The sequence below is a fragment of the Burkholderia orbicola genome (assembly GCF_900100915.1).
Taxonomy (GTDB): domain Bacteria; phylum Pseudomonadota; class Gammaproteobacteria; order Burkholderiales; family Burkholderiaceae; genus Burkholderia; species Burkholderia orbicola.
This window is the reverse complement of record NZ_FNKW01000001.1, coordinates 3,092,244-3,105,027: the sequence shown is the minus strand read 5'-3', so window position 1 is coordinate 3,105,027 and position 12,784 is coordinate 3,092,244. Positions and strand designations below refer to the sequence as shown.

9 protein-coding genes are annotated in these 12,784 nt (G+C 67.3%); 3 read left to right on the top strand and 6 right to left on the bottom strand.

All coding sequences use genetic code 11. The annotated features are described in order from the left end of the window. Window positions 1–66: 66 nt before the first annotated feature. The 3 genes from pyrH to rpsB form a co-directional block, all read right to left on the bottom strand. A complete protein-coding gene (pyrH, locus tag BLS50_RS14845) occupies window positions 67–780 on the bottom strand; it encodes a UMP kinase (protein ID WP_006402648.1) in 714 nt (237 codons plus the stop codon). Between the two features lie 156 nt (window positions 781–936). Then, window positions 937–1,818, bottom strand: coding sequence for a translation elongation factor Ts (gene tsf / locus BLS50_RS14840; RefSeq protein WP_027805697.1), 882 nt, complete (start codon window positions 1,816–1,818; stop codon window positions 937–939). A 162-nt stretch (window positions 1,819–1,980) separates the two neighbouring features. Continuing rightward, window positions 1,981–2,721 carry a 30S ribosomal protein S2 gene (rpsB, locus tag BLS50_RS14835; protein WP_011352461.1) on the bottom strand — a complete coding sequence of 247 codons (741 nt, stop codon included), beginning with the start codon at window positions 2,719–2,721 and terminating at the stop codon, window positions 1,981–1,983. Window positions 2,722–3,100: 379 nt separating this feature from the next. Between rpsB and map the strand changes: the two genes are divergently transcribed. Genes map through BLS50_RS14815 form a run of 3 tightly spaced genes read left to right on the top strand, consistent with a single transcriptional unit; the run spans window position 3,101 to window position 8,565 of the window. Next, window positions 3,101–3,916 (top strand): type I methionyl aminopeptidase, encoded by an 816-nt coding sequence (gene map / locus BLS50_RS14825; RefSeq protein WP_012328760.1) that lies wholly within the window; start codon window positions 3,101–3,103, stop codon window positions 3,914–3,916. A 46-nt stretch (window positions 3,917–3,962) separates the two neighbouring features. Beyond that, complete coding sequence (locus BLS50_RS14820; RefSeq protein ID WP_074802517.1) at window positions 3,963–6,539, top strand: [protein-PII] uridylyltransferase; 2,577 nt, start codon at window positions 3,963–3,965, stop codon at window positions 6,537–6,539. A gap of 16 nt (window positions 6,540–6,555) precedes the next feature. Next, complete coding sequence (locus BLS50_RS14815) at window positions 6,556–8,565, top strand: pseudouridine synthase (RefSeq protein ID WP_074802516.1); 2,010 nt, start codon at window positions 6,556–6,558, stop codon at window positions 8,563–8,565. A gap of 79 nt (window positions 8,566–8,644) precedes the next feature. Here BLS50_RS14815 and def read toward each other — a convergent pair whose 3' ends face one another. The 3 genes from def to BLS50_RS14800 all read right to left on the bottom strand — a co-directional run bounded on the left by def (window position 8,645) and on the right by BLS50_RS14800 (window position 12,706). Continuing rightward, complete coding sequence (gene def, locus BLS50_RS14810; RefSeq protein WP_006478485.1) at window positions 8,645–9,178, bottom strand: peptide deformylase; 534 nt, start codon at window positions 9,176–9,178, stop codon at window positions 8,645–8,647. Next, entirely contained in the window at window positions 9,175–11,250 is a 2,076-nt protein-coding gene (ligA, locus tag BLS50_RS14805; RefSeq protein ID WP_074802515.1) for an NAD-dependent DNA ligase LigA, read from the bottom strand. Before ligA ends, def begins: the two co-directional genes overlap by 4 nt. Window positions 11,251–11,416: 166 nt before the next feature. Next, window positions 11,417–12,706, bottom strand: coding sequence for a cell division protein ZipA C-terminal FtsZ-binding domain-containing protein (locus BLS50_RS14800; RefSeq protein ID WP_074802514.1), 1,290 nt, complete (start codon window positions 12,704–12,706; stop codon window positions 11,417–11,419). Between the last annotated feature and the right edge of the window lie 78 nt (window positions 12,707–12,784).

The following is a 12,784-nucleotide window of genomic DNA, read 5'->3' as shown; positions in this document are numbered from 1 at the left end:
CAAAGAACACGGGCCCCGCCCGGCGCATGTCGCGCGCCGCGGCCGGTCGCCCGCATCCGCGGGAGTTTACACGTGGACGAGCGTACCTTCGTCCTCGCCCAGCACGATGCGCTTGAGCGCGCCCGGCTTGTTGATCGAAAACACGCGAATCGGCAGCTTCTGGTCGCGGCACAGCGCAAACGCCGTCGCGTCCATCACCTGCAGGTTGCGGCTGATCGCCTCGTCGAAGCTGATCGTCGTGTAACGCGTGGCCGACGGATCCTTCTTCGGATCGGCAGAATATACGCCATCGACCTTGGTCGCCTTCAGCACGACTTCGGCGCCCACTTCCGAACCGCGCAGCGCGGCGGCGGTATCCGTCGTGAAGAACGGGTTGCCGGTGCCGGCCGCGAAGATCACGACGCGGCCTTCCTCGAGCTGGCGGATCGCGCGGGGCCGGATGTACGGCTCGACGACCTGGTCCATGCGCAGCGCGGACTGCACGCGCGCCTCGATGCCGGCGTGGCGCATCGCGTCCTGCAGCGCCAGCGCGTTCATCATCGTCGCCAGCATCCCCATGTAGTCGGCCGTCGCGCGGTCCATGCCGGCCGCGCCACCCGCGACACCACGGAAAATATTACCGCCACCGATCACGACCGCGAGCTGCGTCCCGAGACGCACGACTTCGGCGATATCGGCCACCATCCGTTCGATCGTCGCGCGATTGATGCCGAAGGCATCGTCGCCCATCAGCGCTTCGCCGGAGAGTTTGAGGAGGACGCGTTTATAGGCATTGGACATAGGGGCTTCCGAGCGACGAGAGGATGACAACCACGAACTGTAGGGGCGAAATACTGATTCGGGCAAGCGCCGACGACCGGACCGGGGTTCCCGGCCGGCCGGCGGCGCCGCCGGCCGCGGCGGAGCGGACGCCCGCCGCGGATGCTGCCTGACTGCTTACTGCTGCTTTGCTGCTGCGACTTGCGCGGCCACTTCGGCGGCGAAGTCGTCCTGGCGCTTCTCGATGCCTTCGCCGACGACGAACAGCGCGAACTTCTGCACCGTCGCATTCGCTGCCTTCAGCATCTGCTCGATCGTCTGCTTGTCGTTCTTCACGAACGTCTGGTTCAGCAGCGACACTTCCTTCAGGTACTTCTGGACGCTGCCGTCGACCATCTTGGCGACGATTTCGGCCGGCTTGCCCGATTCCGCGGCCTTCTGCTCGGCGACGCGGCGCTCCGTCTCGATCAGTTCAGCCGGCACGTCGGCCGACGACAGCGCGACCGGCTTCATCGCGGCGATGTGCATCGCGACGTCCTTGCCGACCTGCTCTTCCGCACCCGTGTACTCGACGATCACGCCGATACGCGCGCCGTGCAGGTACGTGGCGATCTTGTTCGCGGTTTCGAAACGGACGAAACGGCGGATCGACACGTTCTCGCCGATCTTGCCGATCAACGCCAGACGCACTGCGTCGACGGTCGAGCCTTCGAGCGGCAGCGCCGACAGCGCGGCCACGTCGGCCGGGTTCTGCGTCGCGACGAGTTCCGCGACCGTCTTCGAGAACGCGAGGAAGTCGTCGTTCTTCGCGACGAAGTCGGTTTCGCAGTTCAGTTCGACCAGCGCGCCTGCGTTGCCGCCGACGAACGATGCGACGACGCCTTCTGCCGTCACGCGCGATGCGGCCTTGCTCGCCTTGTTGCCGAGCTTGACGCGCAGCAGTTCTTCAGCCTTGGCCAGATCGCCGTCGGCTTCCGTCAGCGCCTTCTTGCACTCCATCATCGGTGCGTCGGTCTTCGCGCGCAGTTCTGCCACCATGCTTGCGGTAATTGCCGCCATCATTCGCTCCTTGAGTCTGTATTCACAACGCCGCCCGCTTGGACGCGAACGGCCGAGATTCGTTTCCGGACCCACGCCGATTCGGCGCGATCAGGTCCGGCGCACAAGCTTAAAAAAAGGGGGCCTGTTGAGAGCCCCCTTTTTGCGCCGGCTCGGGGCCAGTTACGCGTTTTCCTCGACGTACTCGTCGTCGCCGCGTGCGGCCTGGACCACTTCGTTGACCGCATTCGCGCGGCCTTCGAGGATCGCGTCGGCCACGCCTTCGGCGTACAGCGCGACTGCCTTGCTCGAGTCGTCGTTACCCGGGATCACGTAATCCACACCTTCCGGCGAGTGGTTCGTATCAACCACGGCGATGACCGGCACGCCCAGCTTGTTCGCTTCCGTGACGGCGATCTTGTGGTAGCCGACGTCGACGACGAAAATTGCGTCCGGAATGCCGCCCATGTCCTTCACGCCGCCGATCGACTTCTGCAGCTTGGCGATTTCGCGTTCGAACAGCAGCGCTTCCTTCTTGCTCATCTTCTCGGTTTCGCCCGATTCGACGGCTGCTTCCATGTCCTTCAGGCGCTTGATCGATACCTTCAGCGTCTTGAAGTTGGTCATCATGCCGCCGAGCCAGCGTGCGTTGACGTACGGCATGCCCGCACGTTGCGCTTCCTGGGCGATCGTGTCACGCGACTGGCGCTTCGTGCCGACGAACAGGATCGTGCCGCGGTTCGCTGCCAGCTGGCGCACGTACTTCTGTGCGTCCGTGAACATCGGCAGCGTCTTTTCGAGGTTGATGATGTGAATCTTGTTGCGGTGACCGAAAATGAACGGAGCCATCTTCGGGTTCCAGAAGCGCGTCTGGTGACCGAAGTGGACACCCGCTTCCAGCATTTGGCGCATCGTAACTGCCATGTAAATTCTCCACGAGGGTTGGGTCTTAAGCCGGCTGCCGTACCGCCGCGCGAACCCGCCTCGAAGGACGTGGATTCCGCACGGACGGCACCCTGGTTGCGCCGGCTTGCGATTCGGCACGTGCAAAACGCCCGTGCCGTAAGCCTTTCACCGCGATGCCGCCCCGAAATGGGGCACAACGGCAAATTTGGATATCGACTTAGCCAAAGAGTATAGCACGCGGATTTGTCCGCTCTCAAGTCGCGCGGCACTTCCGCTTGCCGCGCGGCGGCGGGCCGGACAATCCGCGAAAACCCGCATCCGCGCGGCCGGCAGGGGCTGCGAGGCCCGCCATAAGGTGCGATAATCCGTCAATTCACCGCATTCCAGGCATACCTCGATGGCTATTACGCTCAAAAACGAACACGATATCGCGGAGATGCGCGTCGCCTGCCGTCTCGCGAGCGAAGTGCTCGACTTCATCACGCCGCACGTCGTCGCGGGCGTCACGACCGCCGAACTCGACCGCCTCTGCCACGAGTTCATGCTCAACGAGCAAGGCACGATCCCCGCGCCGCTGAACTACCAGCCGCCCGGCTATCCGCCGTACCCGAAGGCCACCTGCATTTCGGTCAACGACGTGATCTGCCACGGCATTCCCGGCGAGAAGGTGATCAAGAACGGCGACGCGCTGAACATCGACATCACCGTGATCAAGAACGGCTACTTCGGCGACACCAGCCGGATGTTCATCGTCGGCGAGGGTTCGATCCTCGCGAAGCGCCTCGTGCAGACCACCTACGAATGCATGTGGCTCGGCATCGACCAGGTCAAGCCCGGCGCGCACCTCGGCGACATCGGCTACGCGATCCAGAAGCACGCGGAGGCACAGGGCTACAGCGTCGTGCGCGAATACTGCGGCCATGGCATCGGCACGGTGTTCCACGAGGACCCGCAGGTCGTCCACTACGGTCGCCCGGGCACCGGCATCGAACTGAAGGCCGGGATGATCTTCACGATCGAGCCGATGATCAACGCCGGCAAGCGCGACATCCGCACGATGCCCGACCAGTGGACGGTCAAGACGCGCGACCGCAGCCTGTCCGCGCAGTGGGAGCACACGGTGCTCGTCACCGAAACCGGTTACGAAGTGCTGACCGTGTCGGCCGGCACGCCGGCGCGCCCCGTGTTCGCGCAACCGGCCGCCGCCGTCTGAGCGCCGTCGCGCCAGCCCGCCCCACTCCGCACCTGAACGGCCGCCCATGAGCGCTCACGCTGCCCCCTCGCCCGAAGCGCTGTCGCGGCGCGCCGAATTCAAGGCCGCCAAGACGGAGATGCTGGAGCGCTTTCGCCACGCGGCGAACGTCGCGTCGCTGATGCACGCGCTGTCGAAACTCACCGACGATGCATTGAAGCGCGTGTGGGACGAATGCGGACTGCCCGCGACGCTCGCGCTCGTCGCCGTCGGCGGCTACGGGCGCGGCGAGCTCGCGCCCTATTCCGACGTCGACATCCTCGTGCTGCTGCCGGATGCGCACGACGCGGCGCTCGACGCGCGCATCGAGCGCTTCATCGGGATGGCGTGGGATCTCGGCCTCGAGATCGGCAGCAGCGTGCGCACGGTCGCGCAGTGCATCGAGGAGGCGTCGCAGGACGTCACGGTGCAGACCTCGCTGCTGGAAGCGCGCCGCATCGTCGGCAGCACCGCGCTGTTCGAGCGCTTCACCGTGCGCTACCACGAAGCGCTCGACGCCCGCGCGTTCTTCACCGCGAAGGTGCTCGAGATGCGCCAGCGCCACGCGAAGTTCCAGGACACGCCGTACAGCCTCGAACCGAACGTGAAGGAAAGCCCCGGCGGGCTGCGCGACCTGCAGACGATCCTGTGGATCGCGCGCGCCGCCGGCTTCGGCAGCAGCTGGCGCGAACTCGACACGCGCGGCCTCATCACCGACCGCGAAGCGCGCGAGCTGCGCCGCAACGAAGGCTTCCTGAAGACGCTGCGCGCGCGGCTGCACGTGATCGCCGGGCGCCGCCAGGACATGCTCGTGTTCGACCTGCAGACGCAGGCCGCCGAGAGCTTCGGCTACCAGCCGACGCAGGCCAAGCGCGCGAGCGAGCAGCTGATGCGCCGCTACTACTGGGCGGCCAAAGCCGTCACGCAGCTCGCGACGATCCTGATCCAGAACATCGAGGCGCAGCTGTTCCCCGCGACGAGCGGCATCACGCGCGTGCTGTCGGCCGATCGCTTCGTCGAGAAACAGGGGATGCTCGAGATCGTCGACGACGGCGTGTTCGAACGCCATCCCGACGCGATCCTCGAAGCGTTCCTGCTGTACGAGACGACCCGCGGCGTGAAGGGCCTGTCCGCCCGCACGCTGCGTGCGCTGTACAACTCGCGCGAAATCATGAACAACACGTGGCGCCGCGATCCGCAGAACCGCGCCACGTTCATGCGCATCCTGCAGCAGCCCGAAGGCATCACGCACGCGTTCCGGCTGATGAACCAGACGAGCGTGCTCGGCCGCTATCTGCTGAATTTCCGCCGTATCGTCGGCCAGATGCAGCACGACCTGTACCACGTGTACACGGTCGACCAGCACATCCTGATGGTGCTGCGCAACATCCGCCGCTTCGCGGTGGCCGAGCATGCGCACGAATACCCGTTCTGCAGCCAGCTGATCGGCAACTTCGAGCGCCCGTGGGTGCTGTATGTCGCGGCGCTGTTCCACGACATCGCGAAGGGCCGCGGCGGCGATCACTCGACGCTCGGGATGGCCGACGCGCGACGCTTCTGCCGTGAGCACGGCATCGCCGGCGACGACGCGGCGTTGATCGTGTGGCTCGTCCAGCATCACCTGACGATGAGCCAGGTCGCGCAGAAACAGGACACGAGCGACCCCGAAGTCATCAAGCGCTTCGCCGAGGTGGTCGGTAACGAACGCTACCTCACCGCCCTCTACCTGCTGACCGTCGCCGATATCCGCGGCACGAGCCCGAAGGTGTGGAACACGTGGAAGGGCAAGCTGCTCGAGGATCTGTACCGCATCACGCTCGCGGTGCTCGGCGGCGCGAACCCCGACGCGCATTCGGAGCTGAAGTCGCGACAGGAGCAGGCGCTCGCGCTGCTGCGCCTGGAAACCGTGCCCGACGACGCGCACCGCGCGCTGTGGGATCAGCTCGACGTCGGCTTCTTCCTGCGTCACGACGCGGCCGACATCGCGTGGCAGACGCGCGTGCTGTACCGGCACGTGAACGCCGAAACCGCGATCGTCCGCGCGCGGCCGTCGCCGATCGGCGACGCGCTGCAGGTGCTCGTGTACGTGAAGGATCGCCCCGACCTGTTCGCGGGCATCTGCGCGTATTTCGACCGCAACGGGCTGTCGGTGCTCGATGCGCGCGTCAGCACGACGCGGCACGGCTACGCGCTCGACAACTTCATCGTCACGCAGACCGAACGCGACGTGCGTTACCGCGACATCGCGAATCTCGTCGAGCAGCAGCTCGCGACGCGGCTCGCCGAAACCGCATCGCTGCCGGAACCGTCGAAGGGCCGCCTGTCGAGGCTGTCCCGGACGTTCCCGATCACGCCGCGCGTCGACCTGCGGGCCGACGAGCGTGGTCAGTACTACATCCTGTCCGTGTCCGCCAACGACCGGCCGGGCCTTCTCTATTCGATCGCGCGCGTACTCGCCGAACATCGGATCGGCGTCCATGCGGCGCGGATCAATACGCTCGGCGAGCGCGTCGAAGACATCTTCCTGCTCGCGGGCGCCGGCCTGTCCGACAACCGCCTGCAGATCCAGCTCGAAACCGAATTGCTGCGTGCGATCGCAGTCTGAATGAATCCCAGCGTTTATGCGCACCAAATTAACCGTCAAGAATCCGAAGCCGGCGTCGCCGACTCGCGCCCCTGTCCGCTCCGGCAGCCTCGTCGCCCGCAAGGCGGTGCGCCCCGCCGCGCCGCCCGCGGGGGACAAGCCGACCCGCCCGAAGAAGGCGCCCGCTGCGGCCGCCGCCACCGGCGAGCGCTCGTTCAAGCCGCGCGGTGCGGCCGGCGCCGAGCGTCCGGGCGCGGATCGCGCACCGGCCAAGCGCGCACCGCGTGACGGCGGTGCCGAGCGTGGCGCGCGCGCGCCGTATCGCGAGAACGCGGCCGGTGAAGGTGCGAAGCGCAGTTTTGGCGATCGACGCACATCGTCCGATCGTCCGGCTCGCCGCGATGACGATGCACGTCCGCGTCGCGCGAGTGGCGAAGGCAGCACGCGCGCGCCCTATCGCGATAACGCATCCGGCGAAGGCGCGAAGCGCAGCTTCGGCGACCGCCGCACGTCGTCCGATCGTCCGCCGCGCCGTGATGACGATGCACGTCCGCGCCGCGCAGGTGCCGACGAAGGCAAGCGCCCGTCGTATCGCGACAATGCAGCCGGTGAAGGTGCGAAGCGCAGCTTCGGCGACCGTCGCACGGCGTCCGACCGTCCGCCGCGCCGTGACGACGATGCGCGTCCGCGTCGCACGGGCGCCGATGAAGGCAAGCGCCCGTCCTATCGTGACAACGCATCCGGCGAAGGCGCGAAGCGCAGCTTCGGCGACCGCCGTCCGTCGTCCGATCGTCCGCCGCGCCGTGATGACGATGCACGTCCGCGCCGCGCGGGCACTGATGAAGGCAAGCGCCCGTCCTATCGCGACAACGCATCCGGCGAAGGCGCAAAACGCAGCTTCGGCGACCGCCGCACGTCGTCCGATCGTCCGCCGCGCCGTGATGACGATGCACGTCCGCGCCGCGCGGGCACTGATGAAGGCAAGCGCCCGTCCTATCGCGACAACGCATCCGGCGAAGGCGCAAAGCGCAGCTTCGGCGACCGCCGCACGTCGTCCGATCGTCCGCCGCGCCGCAGCGACGACGATGCACGTCCGCGCCGCGCAGCAGGCGGTGACGACAGCAAGCGCCCGTCCTACCGCGACAAGCCCGCCGGCGATGGCGCGAAGCGCAGCTTCGGCGACCGTCCGGCCCGCCCCGCGCGCGACGGCGAGCGCCGTTCGTTCGGCGCGGTGAAGACCGCGCAACCCGTCAAGCGCGCGGCGGCCGACGTCGACTACGGCGACGAAACGGGCCTGATGCGCCTGTCGAAGCGGATGTCCGAACTCGGCATGTGCTCGCGCCGCGAAGCCGACGAATGGATCGAAAAGGGCTGGGTGCTCGTCGACGGCGAACGCATCGACACGCTCGGCACCAAGGTGCGCGCCGACCAGAAGATCGAGATCGACGAGCGTGCGAGCGCCGCGCAGGCCGCGCAAGTGACGATCCTGCTGCACAAGCCGGTCGGCTACGTGTCGGGTCAGGCGGAAGACGGCTACGAGCCGGCGGCCGTGCTGATCACGCGCGCGAACCGCTGGAGCGGCGACCATTCGCCGGTGCGCTTCTCGCCGCAGCACCTGCATGCACTCGCACCGGCCGGCCGTCTCGACATCGACTCCACCGGCCTGCTCGTGCTGACGCAAAACGGCGTGATCGCGAAGCAGTTGATCGGCGAACAGTCGGACATCGACAAGGAATACCTGGTGCGCGTGCGCTTCGGCGAACGACTGATCGACATCGACCAGCACTTCCCGGCGGAATCGCTCGCGAAGCTGCGCCACGGCCTCGAGCTCGACGGCGTCGCGCTGAAGCCCGCGCTGGTGAGCTGGCAGAACGGCGAGCAGTTGCGCTTCGTGCTGCGTGAAGGCAAGAAGCGCCAGATCCGCCGCATGTGCGAACTGGTCGGCCTCGACGTGATCGGCCTGAAACGCGTGCGCATGGGGCGCGTGATGCTCGGCGCGCTACCGCAAGGCCAATGGCGCTATCTGTCCGCCGACGAGACGTTCTGACCTCAGGCGCACCCGGTGCGCGATCCAATGAAAAAGCCCGCTCAAGCGGGCTTTTTCTTTTTCGCAGAAGCGCGGACGATCAGTCGTCGTCGGCCGGATCGAGCCCGGGGAACAGCACCTCGGTGAAACCGAAGCGCGTGAAATCGGTGATCCGCATCGGATACAGCTTGCCGATCAGGTGATCGTACTCATGCTGGACCACACGCGCATGGAACCCCTCGGCGACGCGATCGATCTTCTGGCCGAACTGGTCGAAGCCGCTGTAGCGCACCTTCGCGTAACGGCTGACGACGCCGCGCATGCCCGGCACCGACAGGCAGCCTTCCCAGCCCTCCTCCATCTCCGGCGGCAGGTACTCGACCTTCGGGTTGATCAGCACGGTCTCCGGCACCGGCGGCGCATCCGGGTAGCGGTTGTTGTTGCCGAAGCCGAAGATGATGATCTGCAGCCCGATGCCGATCTGCGGCGCGGCGAGCCCCGCGCCGTTCGCGTGGTGCATCGTCTCGAACATGTCCGCGACGATCTCGTGCAGCTCGGGTGTATCGAACCGCTCGACCGGCTGGGCGATTTCGAGCAGGCGCGGATCGCCCATCTTCAGGATCTCGCGAATCATGGCGTATTGCCCTCCAGGAGTTGGTGCAGACCGTCTTCGTCCAGCACGGGGATGCCGAGTTCCTCGGCCTTCGCGAGCTTGCTGCCGGCTTCGGCGCCCGCGACCACGTAATCCGTCTTCTTCGATACCGAGCCGGCCACCTTGGCGCCGGCCGCTTCGAGCATCTCCTTCGCCGCATCGCGCGTGAGATTCGGCAGCGTGCCCGTCAGCACGACCGTCTTGCCGGCCAGCACGCCCTGCGGCGCCTTCGGCGCGGGCGGCCCTTCCGGCCACGTGACCTTGCCCGGCGCGCGCAACTGCTCGATCACGGTCCGGTTGTGTTCCTCCGCGAAGAACTGGTGAATCGACTCGGCCACGATCGGCCCGACGTCGTTGACTTCGAGTAGTTCCTCGATCGACGCGTCCATGATCGGCGTCAGCGAGCCGAAATGCTTCGCGAGATCCTTCGCGGTCGATTCGCCGACATGGCGGATACCGAGCCCGTAGATGAAGCGCGCGAGCGTCGTATGCTTGGCCTTCTCGAGCGAATCGATCAGGTTCTGCGCGGACTTCTCGGCGAACCGGTCGAGTTCGGCCAGCGTCGCGAAGCCCAGATTGAACAGGTCGGCCGGCGTGCGCACGAGATTCAGCTCGACGAGCTGGTCGATGATCTTCTCGCCGAGGCCGTCGATGTCGAGCGCGCGGCGTTGCGCGAAATGCCACAGCGCCTGCTTGCGCTGCGCCGGGCAGAACAGCCCGCCCGTGCAGCGCGCGATCGCCTCGTCCGGCAGGCGCTCGATCTTCGAGCCGCACACCGGGCATTCGGTCGGCATCACGAATTCGGCCGCATCCGCCGGGCGCCGGTCGAGCAGCGCGCCGACGACTTCCGGAATCACGTCGCCCGCGCGGCGCACGATCACGGTGTCGCCGATCCGGATGTCCTTGCGGCGCACCTCGTCCTCGTTGTGCAGCGTCGCATTGGTCACGGTCGCGCCGCCGACGAACACCGGCTCGAGACGCGCGACCGGCGTGATCGCACCGGTGCGGCCGACCTGCACGTCGATCGCGACGAGCTTCGTCAGCGCTTCCTGCGCGGGGAACTTGTGCGCGAGCGCGAAGCGCGGCGCACGCGACACGAAGCCGAGCCGCTCCTGCTCGTCGCGCCGGTTGACCTTGTAGACGACGCCGTCGATGTCGTACGGCAGCGACTCGCGCTTCTCGCCGACCTTGCGGAAGAAGTCGAGCAAGCCTTCGGCGCCGTGCACGACCGCGCGCTCGCGATTCACCGGCAGGCCGAGCGACTCGTACCAGTCGAGCAGCGCGCTGTGCGTGTCGGGCATCGGCATCCCGTCGAGCACGCCGATCCCGTACGCGAAGAACGACAGCGGCCGCTGCGCGGTGATCTTCGAGTCGAGCTGGCGCAGGCTGCCGGCCGCCGCGTTGCGCGGGTTCGCGAATTCGCGCTGCTCGGCCGCGCGCTGGCGTTCGTTCAGGCGTGCGAAATCGCGCTTGAACATCAGCACCTCGCCGCGTACGTCGAGCACCGCCGGCACGTGCTTGCCCTTCAGCTTCAGCGGAATCGAGCGGATCGTGCGCACGTTCTCGGTCACGTCCTCGCCCGTCGTCCCGTCGCCGCGCGTCGCGGCCTGCACGAACACGCCTTGCTCGTAGCGCAGCGAGATCGCCAGGCCGTCGAACTTCAGTTCGCACGCATATTCGACGGGGTCGGTCACCGAGCCGGCGAGATCGGTCGTCTTGGCGAGCGCGTCGGCGACGCGCTTGTCGAACGCGACGATGTCCTCGTCGGCAAAGCCGTTGTTCAGCGATAGCATCGGCGCATCGTGGACGACCGGCGTGAAACCGCCGGCCGCTTCGCCGCCGACACGCTGCGTCGGCGAATCGGGTGTCACGAGTTCGGGATGGTCGGTTTCGAGCTGCTGCAGCTCGCGGAACAGCCGGTCGTATTCGGCGTCGGGCAGATCCGGCTGGTCGAGCACGTAATAGGCGTAGTTCGCCCGCTCGAGTTGGTCGCGCAGCCACGCGGCGCGCGCGTCGGGCTGGCTGGCTGGCGGTTCGGCTTGGGTTCGGGCCATGCTGGCGGCAGAGTCGTTCTGGGAAAAATCGGATACCCGATTATCTCAGTTTGACGCCACAGCGGGGCACGCAATGCGGGCCGGATGACGTGCTGCAGCGCACACGAAACGGTGCGCGCCGCAGCGACGGACGACGGCGCCCACGACCGTCGCCCGCGCCACCGCGTTACTGGCTGAATAGGCGGCGCGTGATCGGCGAACCGGCCGGGATGCCGGCTTCCTCGAGCTTCGCGTACAGCTTCATCAGTTGCTGGTCGATCGCGACCAGCGTCGACTCCGGCAGCGGCCGGCGCGAATCGTCGACGACGCGTGCGCCGATCCGCTCGGACAGCGACTTCGCGTAATCGCACATCAGCCGGAACGGCAGGATGTCCTCTTCCGCCACCGGCACGTCGAGCACCAGCGTGATCATGTTGCCGCCCTTGTACGTCAGGTCGTCGCGCAGGAAGTTGGTATCCCCGAACTGCAGCATGAATACCGGGTTCTGCTTCGCGTCGAGCTTCACGAAGCGCGTGCCGTCGCGCGACAGCAGCAGCCCGTCCTGCGACGCGACCGCCTGCACGTAGTTCGCCGACCACGGCGCACCGTCCGACATCACGTTGATCGACAGTTGCGCGTCGCACTGCGCGGCAAACGCGTCGAGCTCGCGCGCCATCGCGACCGTTTCCATCATGTCCGGGAATTCCGGCGCGCCGTCGATCGCGTCCGCGAACTGCTGGACGCCCGTCACGAATTCGGAGAATTCGAGCTCGTTCAGCGCGCCGCTGCGGTTCGCGAGCTGGGCGGCCGCGCGCAGTTCTTCGTAGCGCACGCCGTTCTGCAGCAGTTCCCACTGGCCGCCTTCCGGCTTGCCTTCGATGTGCACGGGCTTGCTGCCCGCGCGGCGCAGCCGCTGCGCGACCGGCAGGATCTTGTCGCCCGGCAGCGGACCGTTGAGGCGGATCGGCACGATGCAGTCGATCCGGCGGTCGACGATCGCAGGCGGCGCCGACGAGACCGTCGTCGCGGCCGGCATCACCGGTTCGGTCGGCTCGGCCTGTTCGGCCGCCGCTTCGTGTGCGGCGGCGGGCACGGCTTCTTCACCGGCAACCGGTTCGGTCGATTCGGCCGACGTGTCGACGCCCGTCGCCTCGGCCTGCAGGTCGGCCGGCGTATCGGCCGGCGCCGCGCCGCTCCCGGCCCCGCCGAACGTCGGCTCGACGCGCGCGGCGTCGGCCGCAGCCGCCGGCGCCGCCGCGACCGGTGCCGCGGGCTCGCGGCGCACCGGCTGACGCACCGGTTCGATGAACGGCAACTCTTCGTCGCGCTCGGGGCGGTTCATCGCCTCGGCCGCTTCCTCCGGCATCGGGCGCGGCATCCTGCGCCGCACTTTCGCGCCCTGCCATGCGTTGTAGACCACGACGCCGCCCACCACGACAGCGCCCGCGCCGATCAAACCGAGTGTCAACTCGTCCATGCACGCTCCATCAGCAATTCTTTTTCGTCGGGACCGCGAACGGGCGCTCGTGCGCCGCGCGAACGCGGTCCGGTTTCG